Here is a 16,778-nt window from a genome sequence, read left to right as displayed (position 1 = left end):
GCAAGATGGACAATCATCCTTCCTGCAGGCGCCTTCACAAGATACCTGCGCATACTTTCAAAGATCCGGGGAAGTGGCCTCAGCGCCGTTCCCGTGTGCTGCGAAGTTTCCTTCGTAGCGAGCCGCCTATTATGCCGGACTTTTCGAGTCCGTCAACACCTTTCGTTCGATCATCTCGTTCGTCGGTGATGGCGTCCCTTGTGCCGCTGAAGCCCCTTGTTGGCGACCCCTGCGACGGGGGAGGGAAAGTATGTCCCTATTCGCGGCCTTTGTGAAGGGGGTGTGGCAACTTTTTTCATCGGATGTTGCATCTGTTCATCCAGAAGGTCCTGGCAGGGACTGTTCCGCGGAGAGCAGAAGCAGCCGAGCGTGGGCTCGGCTCTACAAGAGCACAAGGAAGGGCCGGCTTGCGCCGGCCCTTCCTTGTTGTCAGGCAGCGACCAGGCGCACGCGGGCGAAGGTGCGCTTGCCGACCTGCAGCAGGCCCTCGAAGCCCGGCTGCAGCACCTGCTGGCCGTCTTCCACCACTTCGCCGTCCACCTTCACCGCACGCTCCTTGAGCTTGCGGTTGGCCTCGGAGTTGCTCGGGGTCAGGCCGGCAGCGGTCAGCAGCGCCGCGATGCGCAGGCCTTCGGCCGGGATCGCCACGTCCTGCAGCGGCAGCTGGGTGATGTCGCCCTGCCCCGTGACAGCCGCTTCCCAGCCGGCAATCGCCTGTTCGGCCGCTGCGGCGTCGTGGAACCGGGTCGCCAGTTCACGGGCCAGGCGCAGCTTCACCACGCGCGGGTTCAGGCCAGCGGCGATCTGCTCGCGCAGGGAAGCCGCTTCGGCCTGACTGATATCGAAGGACAGCAGCTCGATCCAACGCCACATCAGGGCGTCATCCACCTTCATGGTCTTGGTGACGATGTCGATGGCCGGTTCACTGATACCGATGTAGTTGCCCAGCGACTTGGACATCTTGTTGACGCCATCCAGGCCCTCCAGCAACGGCATGGTCAGCACCACCTGCGGCTTCTGGCCGTGGTGTTCCTGCAGGCCACGGCCCATCAGCAGGTTGAACTTCTGGTCGGTCCCCCCGAGCTCGACGTCCGCTTCCAGGGCCACCGAGTCGTAGCCCTGCACCAGCGGGTACAGGAATTCGTGGATGGCGATGGACTGCTGGGCGGCGTAGCGCTTGGCGAAGTCGTCGCGCTCGAGCATGCGCGCCACAGTGTGCTGGCCGGCCAGGCGGATCATGTCGGCCGCGCTCATCTTGCCGAACCACTCCGAATTGAAGCGGACCTCGGTGCGGCTGCGGTCCAGCACCTTGAACACCTGCTCTTCATAGGTGCGGGCGTTGGCCAGCACGTCGTCGCGGCTGAGCGGCTTGCGGGTCAGGCTTTTGCCGGAGGGGTCGCCGATCATGCCGGTGAAGTCGCCGATCAGGAAAATGACCTGGTGGCCGAGGTCCTGGAACTGACGCATCTTGTTCAGCAGCACCGTGTGGCCCAGATGCAGGTCCGGCGCGGTGGGGTCGAAGCCGGCCTTGATGCGCAGCGGGCGGCCTTCCTGCAGGCGCGCGCGCAGATCCTCGAGCTTGAGGATCTCGTCGGCACCGCGGCCGATCAGGGCAAGGGCTTCTTCAATCGAGGACACGTGACTACTCCCGGCAACGCCGTTTCTTATATGGGGTGTTAAAGCGAAGTTAACCCGATCGGCTTCACAAAAGCCAATAGGCACAAGGGTTTGACGCGAATTTGTTAGGTGTCTATGTTACCGGCGTTTGGGCCCGCGTTCCCGGGTCAGCCAGAGACCGACATCTGATGCTCAATTCCGATCAAGGCCGCGCACGCAAGCAGCGCTTCCAGGAACGACTCCACGTCCTGCACGACAACGCCCTGCACCGGAAGCTGAGGCAACACCTTCCCGCTGCGTTCAATGAGCGCTGGACGCGCCGTCATTGGATGCACGCCAGCCTGTTTGTGACCATCGGCGCACTGGTGGCCACGATCGTGCCGGGCTTCTCCCACACCATCGATGCCCCCTACGCCGACAGCCACACCAGCCTGGCCCTGCCGTTGCCGCCGCTGGCAATGGCCCGCCAGCAGCAGATCCCCGGCGACAGCTGGCAGGTGCTGCGGGTACAGCGCGGGCAGACCCTGAGCGACCTGTTCGACAAGGCCGGCATCCCGGCAACCACCCTGCACCGGGTGCTGGACCATCCGGGGGCTCGCGAATCGCTGACCAAGCTGCGCCCGGGCGCCGAGATCGCCTTCGACATGCCGCTGTCCGGTGACCTGCGCAGCATCCGCTTCGACCGCGATGCCGACAACCGGGTCGAGCTGAGCCTGAGCGGCGATGACATCAAGGAAACGGTGACCAAACGCGAGACGTCCACGCGGACGGTGGTCACCAGCGGCGAGATCACCAGTTCGCTGTATGCGGCTGCACGCCGCGCCGGACTGTCGCCATCGGCAATCGCGACGATGACCGACGACATCTTCAAGTACGACATCGACTTCTCCAAGGACCTGCAGCCGGGCGACCGCTTCAGCGTGGTGATGGATGAAACCTGGCGCGAAGGCGAGAAGGTGGACACCAGCAAGATCCTGGCGGCGACCTTCACCACCGGTGGCAAGACCTATTCCGGCTTCCGCTTCGACCGCAACGGCAAGTCCGAGTACTACGACATCAACGGCCGTTCGCTGAAGAAGAGCTTCATCCGCATGCCAATCCCCTTCGCGCGGCTGAGCTCGACCTTCGGCGCGCGCAAGCACCCGGTGCTGGGCAAGATGCGCATGCACAAGGGCGTGGACTACGCCGCACGCACCGGTACCCCGATCATGGCCGCCGGCGACGCGCGGGTGCAGTTCGTCGGCGTGCAGCGCGGTTACGGCAACGTGGTGATCCTCGACCATGGCCGTGGCCACACCACCCTGTACGGCCACATGTCGCGCTTTGCCGGGATCAAGAACGGCCAGCGCGTGGCCCAGGGCACGGTGATCGGCTACGTCGGCTCGACCGGCCTGGCGACCGGCCCGCACCTGCACTACGAGTTCCGGGTCAATGGCGAACACCGCAACCCGCTGACGGTGACCATGCCGCCGCCGGAGCCGCTGAAGGGTGCCGAGCTGGTGGCGTTCCGGGCGCAGACCGCGCCGGCGATGGCCCGCATCCAGGGCATGGAGAAGCTGATCTACGCCGACGCCAGCCCCGCCCCGGCCGCCGAAAGCGCGACCACCGAGGTGGCCAGCGCCAAGGACAAGGCACCGGCAGGCCGCAAGCGCGGCTGAGCCCTGCGTTGACGAAGGAGGACACGGCAGCACAAGCTTGCCGTGTCCTTTTTTTATGCCCGCCATGAACACCACTGCCGATCCGTCCCTTCCCCTCTACCTGGGCCTGATGTCGGGCACCAGCGCTGACGGCATCGATGCCGCGCTGGTGCAGTTCCCGGCCGACGGAGGTTGCCGCTTCGTGCATGGGCTGACCGCCCGCTGGGAGCCGGTACTGCGGGCGCGGCTGGTAGCCCTCGGTGAAGGCGGTCCGCTGCAGTCGCTGGAAGAGCTGGGCGAGCTGGACGCGCGGATTGCGATCAGCTTCGCCGCCGCCGCCAACCAGCTGCTGGACGAGGCCGGTGTCGACCGTTCGCAGGTGCGGGCCATCGGCTCGCACGGGCAGACCGTGCGCCATCGACCGTTGGCCGACCCGGCCTTCACCCTGCAGCTGGGCGACGGCAACCGCATCGCCGAACTGACCGGCATCACCACGGTGTGCGATTTCCGCCGCCGCGACGTTGCCGCCGGCGGCCACGGGGCGCCGCTGATGCCCGCCTTCCACCTGGGCATGCTGGGTGCAGCCAATGAGGACCGTGCGGTGCTGAACCTGGGCGGGATCGCCAACCTGACCCTGATTCCGCGCGAAGGCGTCGTGCGTGGCTTCGATACCGGCCCCGCCAATGCGCTGATGGATGCCTGGTGCCAGCGCCATACCGGGCGCAGCTTCGACGCTGACGGTGCCTACGCTGCCAGTGGTGCGGTGGATGACAGCCTGCTGGCCGGCTGGCGCGCCGACCCGTGGTTCGCGCTGCCGCCGCCCAAGAGCACCGGGCGCGAGCAGTTCCACCTGCCGTGGGCCGAAGCGCACATGGAGGAAGGCCAGTTTGCCGCCGCCGATGTACAGGCGACGCTGCTGGAGCTGACCGCGGCGACGGTGGTGGATGCGCTGCTGGCCCAGCAGCCGGACACCCGCCGGGTACTGGTATGCGGCGGCGGTGTGCGCAACGCGCAGTTGATGCGGCGGCTGGCGGCGCGACTGCCGGGCGTGGTGGTCGAATCCACGGCATTGCACGGGCTGGACCCGGAGTATGTGGAGGCAATGGGGTTTGCGTGGCTGGCGCAGCGGACGATGGACGGGCTGGCGGGCAACCTGCCGAGCGTGACCGGGGCGAAGGGGCCGCGGATTCTCGGGGCGATTCACTTGGCGTGAGGGTTGGCCCCATCCACGCATGGCGTGGATCTACTGGGCAGCCGGTCCTGCGGGGCTAATCGAAGCCTTGGCCGGCAGGGAGGGCCTGCAGTGCGGCAATCGCGTCGGACAGGGCGTCGACTTCGGGATCGCCGAAGCCGGAGCGGACCTCCAGTTCACTGCTGAACAGGCCCTGCTCCAGCAGGGCCGCGCAGGTCTGTTCATGGGTCCAGCCGCGGGCAACCGAGACCCGTTTGATGCGTTCCAGCAGCAGCGGGTCCAGGTCCCGCAGCACTACGTCGGCCATGCTCACTTCCCCGTTCGCAAGGCACCGCCCCCTCGGCGCGTCGGGGCGATCATCCCGCAGTAAGCGCGGACAGGCAATCAGGCGGCGGGCGACGGCCCACGGTCAAGGATGCGTGGCCACAGCCAGGCCAGCAGCAGCATGGTCGGCACCACCGTGACGGCGCTGAGCATGAAAAAGGTGCTGTAGGACGTCGCTTCCACGATGTAGCCGGAGACGCCGCCGACGAACTTGCCCGGCAGATTGGCCAGCGATACCAGCAGGGCGTACTGGGTCGCGGTGAAGTTGCGATCGGTCAGCGAAGACATGAATGCCACCAGCACCGTGCCGGCGAAGCCCTGGAACAGGTTGTCGGCACTGAGCGCAGCGTAGAACGCCCACAACTGCCCCGGATTGTGCGCCATCAGCAGGAAGGCCAGGTTGGACAGGGCCACACCCAACGCTGCGACAAGCAGCATCCGGCGGAAACCGAAGGCGGCGACGGCGATACCGCCAATGAACGCGCCACCAATACCCATCCACACGCCGAACAGCTTCGATACGGTGGCGATGTCGGCCTTGTCGAAGCCCGAGTCGAGATAGAAGGGACCGGCCATCACACCGATGACCTGGTCGGGAAACTTGAAGAACCCGACGAACGCGAGCAATGCCAATGCCAGTGCCATGCCGTTGCGGCTGAAGAAGCTGGTGATCGGCTGTACGAACGCTTCGGCAATGTCGATGCGGCGCTGCACGGCGTTGGCCGGACGCTCGGGCTCGCGGCAGAACAGGGTGGTGATGATCGGCAGGATCATCAGGGCGGCCATGGCCAGATAGGCAATGATCCAGCCTTCGAACTGCGCGAGATACAACGCGCCGGCACCGGCCAGGATCAGGCCGATGCGATAGCCCAGCGTGTACGTGGCGGCCAGGGCGGCCTGCGCGGTCTGCGGCGCGATCTCGATGCGGTAGGCGTCGACCACCGAATCCTGGGTGGCCCCTGCAAACGACGCCACCAGTACCCAGGCCACCAGCGGCCACACGCCCTGCTCCGGCCGCACGAACGCCAGTGCAACCAGGCCCACCAGCACCAGGATCTGCGAGACCAGCAGCCACGAGCGGCGGCGGCCCAGGAAACCCAGCAACGGAAACGCGTAGCGATCCAGCAGGGGTGCCCAGACAAATTTGAGCAGGTAGAAGAAGCTGGCCAGGCTGATCAGGCCGATGCTGCCCAGATCGAGGCCGACATCGCGCAGGCGCGTGGACAGGGTCTGCGAGGCGATCAGCAGGAACGGCAGGCCGCTGCCGAAGCCCAGCAGGGCCATGGTCAGCGCCGAGGGCGTGCCGAACGCACGCTTGATGCCGGCCCAGCCCTTGTAGCCGGCCGGCTTGGCAGCCTCGGTCACAGGTCGTAGTCCACGATGAACGGTGCGTGGTCGGAGAAGCGCTGGTCGCGGTAGATCGAGCAGCTGCGCAGGCGGTCACGCAGGCCCGGGGTGATGAACTGGTAGTCGATGCGCCAACCGACGTTGTTGGCACGGGCGGCACCACGGTTGCTCCACCATGTGTAGTCCTCGCCGGTCGGATTGAGCAGGCGATAGGCATCGGCCCAGCCGCGACCGCTGGCCACGTCGGTGGCCTGGCCGTGGTCGGCGCACAGGGCATTGAGCCAGTCGCGTTCTTCGGGCAGGCAGCCGGAGTTCTTCTGGTTGGACTTCCAGTTCTTGATGTCCAGCGCCGAGCGGACGATGTTCCAGTCGCCACACAGCACGTAGTCGCGGCCGCTGCGCGCCCATTCCTCGAGGATCGGCCGCAGCCACTCCATCACTTCGAACTTGAAGCCCTGGCGCAGGTCACCCGAGCTGCCGGAGGGAATATAGAAGGAGACCACGCTGAGGTTGCCGAAGCGCGCCTCGATGTAGCGGCCTTCGTCGTCGAACGGAGCCCAGCCCAGCGAGGTGATGACCTGGTCCGGTTCGCGCTTGCTGTAGATCGCCACGCCGCTGTAGCCCTTCTTGGTGATGGCATCGCGGTAGAAGCAATGGTGGCCGTCCGGGCGGAACATCGGGTCGGTCAGCTGGTCTTCCTGGGCCTTGGTCTCCTGGATGCAGAGGACGTCGGCATCCTGGCCACGGAACCAGTCGAGGAAGCCCTTGGTCGCGGCCGAGCGGATGCCATTGGCATTGAAACTGATGATGCGCATGCGGAAGAACCTACGGCGGGAAACCGGGCAAGCATACCGGTTGCCTGCCGGGCTGAGCAGCCCGCGGGGGCCGCCCCGGACACCCGCGTGAAGGGGCTGGACGAGCGCGGAAAGCCCAGCTGGATTAGGATTTGCGCTCCAAATGAAGATGAATCGAGTTTTGATGAGCGACCACCGTCACCGTTTTCTGCAGCTGGCCCTGACCGCCGACGCCCTGCGCTTCGGCCAGTTCACCCTCAAGTCCGGCCGGCTGAGCCCCTATTTCTTCAACGCCGGCCGTTTCGACTCCGGTTCCCTGCTGTCGCAGCTGGGCGCGTGCTATTCCGACGCCATCGACGCCACCGGGATCAAGTACGACGTGGTGTTCGGCCCGGCCTACAAGGGCATTCCGCTGGCCACCGCAATGGCCTGCGAGCTGGCCCAGCGTGGCCGCGACCTGCCGCTGTCGTTCAACCGCAAGGAAGTGAAGGACCATGGTGAAGGCGGCCAGCTGATCGGCGCCGACATGACCGGCAAGCGCGTGCTGATCGTCGACGACGTGATCACCGCCGGCACCGCCATCCGCGAGGCGCTGGCGATCATCCGCGCTGCGGGCGGCATTCCGGCCGGCATCGTGGTGGCCCTGGACCGCCAGGAGATCGCCTCGGACAGCGACCATCGCTCCGCCGCACAGGCCGTGGCCGAAGAAGCCGGCATCCCGGTGATCGCCGTGGCGACACTGGCCGACCTGCTTGATTTCGCGTCCGGAAATCCGGAACTTGTAGGCTACCGGCAGCCGCTGGAGGCCTATCGCGCCCAGTACGGCGTCCGTTCCACGCGCTGACCATCAGGGGAAGGTCGCATGTTCCGAGTTCCTGCCATCGTTGCTGCCAGCCTGCTGCTGGTGATGCCGCAGACGCTGCTGGCACAGTCCGGCGGCAAGGCCGCAGACAAGAAGCTGTACTGCTGGAACGAGGGCAAGGAGCGGATCTGCAGCGATGCGCTGCCGGCCGATGCGGTCAACCACGCCCGCGATGAGTTCAGCGCCAACAGCGGCCTGCGCAACGCGCAGGTGCAGCGCGCGTTGAGCGATGAGGAACGCGCTGCCGCCAGCACGGCGGCGGCGCAGGTCCAGCTGGACCAGATGGCCGAACAGACCCGCCAGCGCACCGAACAGGCGATGCTGACCACCTACGGTGATGAGAACGCGCTGCGGCGCGTGTTCGCCGAGCGCCAGGAGGTGCTCGACAACAACCTCAAGACCGCCCAGTACAACGTGGCCAGCCTGCGCGATTCGCTGGTGGCCCTGCTTGCTGCCGCCGGTGACCGCGAACTGGCCGGCGGCAAGGTGGCCGACAAGCAGGCCCAGGCGATCAGCCAGCGCCATGCGCAGCTGCAGTCGCAGCAGCGGCTGCTGGCCAGCTTCGAACAGCAGCAGCAGGCATTGAAGGTCGAGATCGAGAGCAGCCTGCAGCGCTATCGCGAGCTGAAGGGCGTGGCACCGGCGAGCCAAGCCCCGTGATTGCCGGTAGAGCCGAGCCCACGCTCGGCTCCGCTTGACCTCGGGAATGAGCAGCCGAGCGTAGGCTCGGCTCTACAGCAGGCGGGGCTGGTTACGGGTTGGCCCACGGAATTTATGCACTCTTTACGCGTCGGCCCGGTCCGGCGCGTAGTGCGTTTATGGGGGTGGGGACGACGATGACGGCCTGAGGTGGAGGGGTTCCACCAGGTCTCAATTCCATGTCCCCCTGGCTGTCGTTGCTGTGTGGCGTGCTGGTGCTGGTTGCCGCCGCCTATCTTCTTTATGTCGTGCTGCGGCCCGAGTCGTTCTGAGCGGAGCCTGCCATGACTGAAATTCTTGCCATTCTTGCCGCCAGCCTGCTGCTGGCCTGGCCCCTGGGCCTGTACCTTGCCCGGGTGATGCGCGGCACGCCGATGAAGGTCGACGTGCTGTTCCACTGGATCGAAAAGCCGCTGTACAGGGTGCTCGGCGTTGATCCGTCACGCTCGATGTCCTGGCGCGGTTACGTGCTGGCGTTCGTGCTCAGCAACGTGGTGATCGCGGTGCTGACCCAGGCCGTGTTCATGACCCAGGCGTGGTTGCCGTTGAATCCGGACCAGATCCCGAACATGCGCTGGGACACGGCGCTGCACACGATGATCTCGTTCCTGACCAACACCAACCAGCAGCACTACTCCGGCCAGGCACAGCTGTCCTATTTCTCGCAGATGACCGGCATCACCGGCCTGCAGGTGGTGACGCCGATGATGGGCCTGGCGCTGGCCGTGGCGACGCTGCGTGCGTTGTTCTCGCGTGCACCGAAATCGGTCACCGCACCCGTCGCGGGCGATGACCGCCAGGTGGCGGTGGGCAATTACTACGCGGACGTCGTGCGCTTGTGCGTGCGCTTCCTGTTGCCGTTGTGCCTGGTGTGGACGCTGCTGCTGACCAGCCAGGGCGTGCCCTCCACGATGGCCGGTGGCCCGCAGGCCACGCCGATCGACGCCAGCGCCGGCATGGCGCAGCAGAAGCTGCCGCTGGGCCCGGTTGCGGCGATGGTCGCGGCCAAGCAACTGGGCGCCAATGGTGGCGGCTGGTATGGCCCGAACAGCAGCTTCCCGCTGGAGAACCCGACCCCGGTGTCGAACATGCTGGAGGTGATCGGCATCCTGCTGGTGCCGATGGCGGTGATCTTCATGATCGGCGCGTTCACCGGGCGCCGTCGTTTCGGCGCGCTGGTGTTCAGCTGCATGCTCGGCATGTCGCTGCTGTCCACCGGCGCGATGGTGTGGAGCGAGGGCCATAGCGCCAGCGCGGCCACGCCGCTGCTGATGGAAGGCAAGGAAGTGCGCTTCGGCGCCGATGGCACCGCGCTGTGGGCGGCGGTGACCACCCAGGTCTCCAACGGTTCGGTCAACGGCATGCACGATTCGCTGAGCCCGCTGTCTGGCGGCCTGGCGATGGTCAACATGCTGGTCAGCGCGATCTGGGGCGGCATCGGCTGCGGCCTGCAGCAGTTCATCGTGTACCTGCTGCTGGGCGTGTTCCTGGCCGGGCTGATGACCGGCCGTACGCCGGAACTGTTCGGCCGCAAGCTGGAAACACCACAGGTGCGCCTGCTGGCCCTGCTGGTGCTGCTGCAGCCGATCACCCTGCTGCTGTTCACCGCGATCACGCTGGCCGTGCCCGGGCTGGCCGGCACCTCCAATCCCGGTTTCCACGGCATCAGCCAGGTGTTCTACGAGTATGTCTCGGCTTACGCCAACAACGGCTCGGGCTTCGAGGGCCTGGGCGACGCAACGCCCTGGTGGAACCTGAGCTGCTCGCTGGTGCTGCTGCTGGGCCGCTTCCCGCTGCTGATCATCCCGCTGGTGGTGGCCGCGCAGCTGGCCGCCAAGCGGCAGGCGCCTGAATCGGCCGGCAGCCTGCAGATCGAAACCCCGACCTTCGCCCTGACCCTGGTCTCGGTGATCGTCATCCTGACCGTGCTGCAGTTCATGCCGGCGCTGGTACTCGGCCCGATCGCCGACCACCTGAGCCTGGGACTGCACTGAGGACACCCCCATGAGTAGTCACGCAACCGCAAACCGTTCCTCTTCCGTGGCGTCCCGCCCGGCCCTGCTCGATGCCGCCGGCCTGCGCCGCGCGCTCGTCGAGGCCGTCCGCAAGCTGTCGCCGATGCACCTGGTGCGCAGCCCGGTGATGGCGGTGGTGATGGCCGGCACGATCGTCGCCGCGATCATCACCCTCACCGGCAATGCGCCACTGGGCTTCGGCCTGGCGGTGACGGCGATCCTGCTGGTCACCGTGCTGTTCGGCAATTTCGCCGAGGCCGTGGCCGAAGCACGTGGCCGTGGCCAGGCCGCCTCGCTGCGCCGCGCCCGCCAGGACCTGGTGGCGCGTCGCCTGGCGTCGGCGCAGGCCGGTGCCAGCGAAACCCAGGTGCCGGCCGCCGAACTGCGCCCCGGTGACCACGTGATCGTCAGTGCCGGCGAGCTGGTACCGGCCGACGGCGAGATCGTGCAGGGCCTGGCCACCATCAACGAAGCAGCGGTGACCGGCGAGTCGGCACCGGTGCTGCGCGAGGCGGGTACGGATCGCTCCGGCGTGATCGGCGGCACCAAGGTGCTGTCCGACCAGATCGTCGTGCGCATCACCGCCGAGCCGGGGCACAGCTTCCTGGACCGGATGATCGCGCTGGTGGAAGGCGCCAACCGGCAGAAGACGCCGAATGAAATCGCGCTGACCCTGTTGCTGGCGGCGATGACGCTGACCTTCCTGGTGGTGGTGGCGACGCTGCCGGCGATCGGTGCTTCGGTGGGCGTCAAGGTGGATCCGCTGCTGCTGATCGCGCTGCTGGTGTGCCTGATCCCGACCACCATCGGTGGCCTGCTGCCGGCCATCGGCATCGCCGGCATGAACCGTGCGCTGGCCGCCAACGTACTGGCCAAGTCGGGCAAGGCGGTGGAAGTGGCCGGTGACGTCGACGTGCTGCTGCTCGACAAGACCGGCACCATCACCTACGGCGACCGCCAGGCCAGCCACTTCCATGCACTGGCCGGGATCGACGCCGACCAGCTGCGTGAGGCGGCACTGCTCTCTTCGCTGGCCGACCCGACCCCGGAAGGCAAGTCGATCGTGCGCCTGGCGCGCGAGCAGGGCTGCACCACCGCTGAGCCGGACCAGGCCGACTACCTGGCCTTCAGTGCGCAGACCCGCATGTCCGGTGTCGACCTGCTGCACGGTCGGCAGATCCGCAAGGGCGCTGCCGATGCGATCCGCGCCCATGTGCAGGCGCTCGGCGGCAGCGTACCGGCGGAACTGGCCGGTCGCGTGGACCAGGTCGCACGCAACGGTGCTACGCCGCTGGTGGTGGCCGAGGGCCGCCATGTGCTGGGCGTGATCGAGCTGTCGGACGTGGTCAAGCACGGCATGCGCGAGAAGTTCGCGCAGCTGCGGGCGATGGGCATCCGCACGGTGATGATCACCGGTGACAACCCGCTGACGGCCGCCGCGATTGCCGCCGAAGCCGGTGTGGACGACTACATCGCCGAGGCGCGGCCGGAGGACAAGCTGGCACGCATCCGTGCCGAGCAGGCCGGTGGCCGCCTGGTGGCGATGGTCGGCGACGGTACCAACGATGCGCCGGCGCTGGCCCAGGCCGACATCGGCCTGGCGATGAACTCGGGCACGCAGGCGGCCAAGGAGGCCGGCAACATGGTCGACCTGGATTCGGATCCGGCCAAGCTGCTGGCGGTGGTGGAGGTGGGCAAGCAGCAGCTGATCACCCGCGGCGCGCTGACCACGTTCTCGCTGGCCAACGACGTATCCAAGTACTTCGCGATCCTGCCGGCGTTGTTTGCCGCCACCGTGCCTGCGATGGCCGCGTTGAACGTGATGCAGCTGTCGAGCCCGCGCAATGCGGTGCTGGCGGCGCTGATCTTCAATGCCCTGGTGATTCCCGCCCTGATTCCGCTGGCGTTGCGCGGTGTGCGCTTCCGCCCGGCCACCGCAACGGCGCTGCTGCGCCGGAACATGCTGGTTTACGGCCTGGGCGGCGTGCTGCTGCCGTTCGCGGCGATCAAGTTGATCGACCTTCTTCTTGTCCTGGTATTCGGCGCATGAACCGTTCTGACTCCCCTTCCCTTTCCCGCGAGCTGAAGCGCGAGGCACGCGTGGCGACGCTGCAGGATGGTGCCAGCTGGCGCCCGGCCATCGGCCTGGGCGTGGCTACCCTGCTGCTGGCCGGTGCGGTCTACGCCGGCATCGCCACCGGATTCGCCGGCCTGTCCTTCCCGACGCAGGCCGAAGGCAGCCTGCTGCGTGATGGCAGCGGCCAGGTGCGTGCTTCGGCATGGCTGTCGCAGCCGTTCACCGGCGATGGCTACTTCCAGGCGCGGCCGTCGGCGGCCAACTACGACCCGATGGCGGCGGCCGGTTCCAACCTGGCTCGCAGCAACCCAGCGCTGGCCGAACGCGTGGCGGCGAGCACTGCGGCAGTGGCCGCGCGCGAAGGCGTAGCGCCTGCGCAGGTACCTGCCGATCTGGTCACCCAGTCCGGCGGTGGCCTCGATCCGCAGCTGTCGCCGGCGGCAGCACAGCTGCAGGTGGCACGCGTGGCGCGTGCACGAGGCCTGCCGGTGGAGCGCGTGCAGGCGCTGGTGAAGGCCAACACGCAGGGCCGGCAATGGGGCGTGTTCGGCCAGCCACGGGTGAACGTGGTGACACTGAACTTCGCCCTGGACCACGCGGCACGCGCGCCGTGATGCAGGGCTGCACCCGCTGCGCGCACAATGGCGGCCATGACAGCGGCTCCCATGACTGATCTGCGGACCCGCCAGGCCAATGCCCTGGTGGAAGGCCTGCAACGCGAAGCCGGTGGCAAGCTCACCGTGTTCCTCGGCGCTGCGCCCGGCGTAGGCAAGACCTACGCGATGCTGACCCGCGCGCAGGAACAGCTGCGCCGTGGCGTGGACCTGGTGGTCGGGCTGGTGGAGACCCACGGCCGTGCCGATACCCAGGCCCTGCTGGAAGGCCTGCCACGGCTGCCGCTGAAGGATGTGGCCTACCATGGCCACGACCTGCAGGAGATGGACCTGGACGCCGTGCTGGCACGCAGGCCGGCGCTGGTGCTGGTGGACGAACTGGCCCACCGCAATGCGCCGGGCAGCCGCCATGAACGGCGCTGGCAGGACGTGATGGAACTGCTGGACGCCGGCATCGACGTCTGGACCACGGTCAACATCCAGCATCTGGAAAGCCTCAACGATGTGGTAATGCGCATCACCGGCGTGCGCGTCAGTGAGACCGTGCCCGACGGCGTGCTCGACCGCCTGCACGACATCGTGCTGGTCGATCTGCCGCCACGCGAACTCATCGCGCGCCTGCAGCAGGGCAAGGTGTACGTGCCCGAGCAGGCCGCACAGGCACTGCAGGCGTTTTTCTCGCCAGCCAACCTGACTGCATTGCGCGAACTGGCGATGCAGGAAGCGGCCGACCGCGTCGACAGCAGCCTGCGCGAGGCCCGTGCGGCCCGCGGTGAGAGCAATCTGCCGCTGCGTCGCGGCGTGCTGGTGGCGATCGATGGCGGCGGTCAGAGTGAATATCTGGTGCGGGTGGCGCGACGCATCGCCGAACGCCGCGATGCACCGTGGACGGTGGTGACGGTGCAGGGTCGCCGCCAGGACGAAGCAACCCGGCGCGAGATCGATGCGGCGTTCGCGCTGGCCCGCCGCCTGGGTGGCGAAGCCGAGCTGCTGCACGGTTCAAGCATCGCCGATGCATTGCTCGACCACGCCGCGCACAACGGCGTATCGACCCTGGTACTGGGCCGCACCCGCGAGCGACCACTGGCGCGGATGTTCAACCGCACCCTGACCCAGCAGCTGATCCAGCGCGGCGCGCACTACGAGATCACCATCATCAGCACGCCGCAGGCGCGGGCGCGTTCCCGTCGTGAAGGCCTGCTGCCACCGATGCGTGGGATCAGCCACGAGCCGTTGCAGGCGCTGTTGGCTACTGCGCTGGCCTGCCTGGTGGCGTGGCTGGCCGAACGCTGGGTGGGCATGGCCGATCTGTCGATGGTGTTCATCGTGGCCGTTGTGGTGGTAGCCGCGCGTACCCGCGCCAGCGTCGCGGTGATGGCGGCGATCCTGTGTTTCCTCGCCTACAACTTCCTGTTCATCGCGCCACGCTTCACCTTCGCCATCGGCGCACGGCAGGGCGTGATCACCGTGTTCCTGTTCCTGGCGGCGGCACTGGTTGCCGGACGCCTGGCGTCGCGCCTGCGCATGCAGGTGATCGCCCTGCGCGCGGCCAACCGCCATGCGCGTGCGCGCCAGCAACTGGGCCGGCAGCTGGCCAGCGCAGCCGGCAACGGTGAAGTGGCACAGGCCGGCCGGCATGCGCTGGAACAGGCCATGGATGTTCCGGCATGGCTGCGGATCGGCGCCGATATCGCCGCCGGTGGCCGTCACCTGCCCGGTGATACCGACCTGGCAGCGGCCGACTGGGCCCTGCGCCATGGCCAGCCCAGTGGCCGCTTCACCGATACCCTCGCTGGCGCGCAATGGTGGTTCCTGCCGCTGTTGGACGGCGAGGACCGTGCGATCGGCGTGGCCGGCCTGTACCTGCCGGGTGCGCAGGCGCGGCTGCTGCCCGAACAGCGCCAACTGGCCGAAGCGATGGTTGATGACATCGCCCAGGCCGCCTTGCGCACGCGCCTGGTGGCCGAGCTGGAACAGGCGCACGTCAGCAACGAGACCGAACGGCTGCGCTCTGCCCTGCTCTCCTCGGTGTCGCACGACCTGCGTTCGCCACTGGCGGCGATGATCGGCTCGGCCGACAGCCTGGCCAGCTACGGCGCGGCGATGGATCTGGCCGACCGCCGCGCCTTGCTGGACACCATCCTGATCGAAGGCGAACGCCTGGACCGCTACATCCAGAACCTGCTGGACATGACCCGGCTCGGCCACGAGGGCCTGAAGATCAACCGCGACTGGATAGGCGTGGATGAGCTGATTGGCTCTGCCGCCCGCCGCCTGCAGCGCTACCAGCCAAAGGTACGCCTGGAGCTGGATATCCCGGCGACGCTGGCGCCGATCTGGGTGCATCCGGCACTGGTCGAGCAGGCGGTGTTCAATGTGATGGAGAACGCTGCCAAGTTCTCGCCAGCCGATGCCGCCGTGCAGGTGCTGGCGCGCGAACTGGACGGTCAGCTGCGCATCGACGTGATCGATGCCGGCCCCGGCATTCCCGACGACGAGCGCGCGCGCATCTTCGACATGTTCTACAGCGTCGAACGCGGCGACCGCGGCCGCCACGGCACCGGCCTCGGCCTGACCATCTGCCAGGGCATGATCGGCGCGCATGGCGGCAGCGTGCAGGCGCTGCCCGGGCGCGACGGTCGCGGTACCCTGATCCGCATCACCCTGCCCCTGCTCAAGCCAGCCTCCCACGATGAGTCCGACCCCGACTGATGCCTGCGCGCCGGCCCCGCGCGTGCTGGTGATCGACGATGAAACCCAGATCCGCCGGTTCCTGGACATCAGCCTGCGCGCGCAGGGCTACCAGGTGCGCCAGGCCGCGAGTGGCCAGGAAGGCCTGCAGATGGCCGCCAGCGAGGACATGGACCTGGTGATCCTGGATATCGGCCTGCCGGACATGGAAGGCCACGAGGTGCTGGAGCAGCTGCGGCAGTGGAGCCAGGTGCCGGTGATCATGCTGACCGTGCGTGCCGGTGAAACCGAGAAGGTGCGTGCACTGGACAACGGCGCCAACGACTACGTGACCAAACCCTTCGGTACCCAGGAGCTGATGGCGCGGGTGCGGGCGCTGCTGCGCACACGCAGCGTGCCGACCGATGGCACGCCGCCGGTGTTCGACGATGGCCACCTGCACGTGGACCTGGTGCGCCGCGAAGTGGCGATCGACGGCGAGCTGGTGGCGTTGACCCGCAAGGAGTACGCGCTGCTGTCGCTGCTGCTGCGCAATGCCGGGCGGGTGGTGACCCAGCCGCAGATCCTGCAGGAAATCTGGGGACCCACCCACCAGCACGACACCCACTACCTGCGCATCCTGGTCGGCAAGCTGCGGCACAAGCTGGGCGACTCGGCGCTGGATTCACGCTACCTGTTCACCGAACCGGGCGTGGGGTTGCGGTTCAAGGGGTGAGGCGTGCCGACCAACGGTCGGCACCCACCAGACACGTAGATCCACGCCATGCGTGGATGGACATCCATCGAAGCGCATCCACGCATGGCGTGGATCTACTGTGTCGACCAAGGTCGACACCTACCAAGAGCAGCCGGAAATCCGTCGAAGGCGGGGTGGGTCCGGTTGCGGGGGCGTGAGCCGCATGGATGCGG

General features: G+C 67.4%; 14 protein-coding genes. 10 read left to right on the top strand and 4 right to left on the bottom strand.

Annotated features, from left to right (window positions below; genetic code table 11):
* Positions 1–429: 429 nt before the first annotated feature.
* Positions 430–1,638: a tyrosine--tRNA ligase gene (gene tyrS / locus CR919_RS08735; RefSeq protein ID WP_032977018.1), complete on the bottom strand. Its 1,209-nt coding sequence runs from the start codon at positions 1,636–1,638 to the stop codon at positions 430–432.
* 167 nt (positions 1,639–1,805) lie between these two features.
* On the opposite strand from tyrS, the gene CR919_RS08730 reads away from it, so the two are divergent.
* Both CR919_RS08730 and CR919_RS08725 read left to right on the top strand, forming a co-directional pair.
* Positions 1,806–3,275 carry a peptidoglycan DD-metalloendopeptidase family protein gene (locus CR919_RS08730; protein WP_099819672.1) on the top strand — a complete coding sequence of 490 codons (1,470 nt, stop codon included), beginning with the start codon at positions 1,806–1,808 and terminating at the stop codon, positions 3,273–3,275.
* A 64-nt stretch (positions 3,276–3,339) separates the two neighbouring features.
* Positions 3,340–4,467, top strand: a complete 1,128-nt coding sequence (locus tag CR919_RS08725) for an anhydro-N-acetylmuramic acid kinase (RefSeq protein ID WP_099819671.1) — start codon at positions 3,340–3,342, stop codon at positions 4,465–4,467.
* 55 nt (positions 4,468–4,522) lie between these two features.
* On the opposite strand, the gene CR919_RS08720 is transcribed toward CR919_RS08725, so the two are convergent.
* The 3 genes from CR919_RS08720 to CR919_RS08710 all read right to left on the bottom strand — a co-directional run bounded on the left by CR919_RS08720 (position 4,523) and on the right by CR919_RS08710 (position 6,932).
* Positions 4,523–4,753 (bottom strand): hypothetical protein, encoded by a 231-nt coding sequence (locus CR919_RS08720; RefSeq protein ID WP_099819670.1) that lies wholly within the window; start codon positions 4,751–4,753, stop codon positions 4,523–4,525.
* A gap of 77 nt (positions 4,754–4,830) precedes the next feature.
* Complete coding sequence (locus CR919_RS08715) at positions 4,831–6,135, bottom strand: MFS transporter (protein ID WP_099819669.1); 1,305 nt, start codon at positions 6,133–6,135, stop codon at positions 4,831–4,833.
* Positions 6,132–6,932, bottom strand: coding sequence for an exodeoxyribonuclease III (locus CR919_RS08710; protein ID WP_099819668.1), 801 nt, complete (start codon positions 6,930–6,932; stop codon positions 6,132–6,134). The genes CR919_RS08715 and CR919_RS08710 overlap by 4 nt, the downstream gene beginning before the upstream one ends.
* 163 nt (positions 6,933–7,095) lie before the next feature.
* Between CR919_RS08710 and pyrE the strand changes: the two genes are divergently transcribed.
* The 8 genes from pyrE to CR919_RS08670 all read left to right on the top strand — a co-directional run bounded on the left by pyrE (position 7,096) and on the right by CR919_RS08670 (position 16,584).
* Positions 7,096–7,755 carry an orotate phosphoribosyltransferase gene (gene pyrE / locus CR919_RS08705; RefSeq protein ID WP_025879424.1) on the top strand — a complete coding sequence of 220 codons (660 nt, stop codon included), beginning with the start codon at positions 7,096–7,098 and terminating at the stop codon, positions 7,753–7,755.
* An 18-nt stretch (positions 7,756–7,773) separates the two neighbouring features.
* Entirely contained in the window at positions 7,774–8,433 is a 660-nt protein-coding gene (locus CR919_RS08700; protein ID WP_099819667.1) for a hypothetical protein, read from the top strand.
* Between the two features lie 218 nt (positions 8,434–8,651).
* Entirely contained in the window at positions 8,652–8,744 is a 93-nt protein-coding gene (locus CR919_RS08695; RefSeq protein ID WP_005407770.1) for a potassium-transporting ATPase subunit F, read from the top strand.
* Positions 8,745–8,756: 12 nt separating this feature from the next.
* Entirely contained in the window at positions 8,757–10,466 is a 1,710-nt protein-coding gene (kdpA, locus tag CR919_RS08690; protein WP_099819666.1) for a potassium-transporting ATPase subunit KdpA, read from the top strand.
* 10 nt (positions 10,467–10,476) lie between these two features.
* A complete protein-coding gene (kdpB, locus tag CR919_RS08685; protein ID WP_099819665.1) occupies positions 10,477–12,537 on the top strand; it encodes a potassium-transporting ATPase subunit KdpB in 2,061 nt (686 codons plus the stop codon).
* Positions 12,534–13,178: a potassium-transporting ATPase subunit KdpC gene (kdpC, locus tag CR919_RS08680; protein ID WP_099819664.1), complete on the top strand. Its 645-nt coding sequence runs from the start codon at positions 12,534–12,536 to the stop codon at positions 13,176–13,178. The genes kdpB and kdpC overlap by 4 nt, the downstream gene beginning before the upstream one ends.
* 51 nt (positions 13,179–13,229) lie before the next feature.
* Positions 13,230–15,890 (top strand): sensor histidine kinase KdpD, encoded by a 2,661-nt coding sequence (locus CR919_RS08675; RefSeq protein WP_099819663.1) that lies wholly within the window; start codon positions 13,230–13,232, stop codon positions 15,888–15,890.
* Complete coding sequence (locus CR919_RS08670) at positions 15,871–16,584, top strand: response regulator transcription factor (RefSeq protein ID WP_099819662.1); 714 nt, start codon at positions 15,871–15,873, stop codon at positions 16,582–16,584. Before CR919_RS08675 ends, CR919_RS08670 begins: the two co-directional genes overlap by 20 nt.
* Positions 16,585–16,778 lie beyond the last annotated feature (194 nt).

It is taken from the genome of Stenotrophomonas sp. LMG 10879 (assembly GCF_002750935.1).
Taxonomy (GTDB): domain Bacteria; phylum Pseudomonadota; class Gammaproteobacteria; order Xanthomonadales; family Xanthomonadaceae; genus Stenotrophomonas; species Stenotrophomonas lactitubi_B.
The sequence above is the reverse complement of the archived record's forward strand: the minus strand, read 5'-3'. Positions and strand labels throughout refer to the sequence as shown.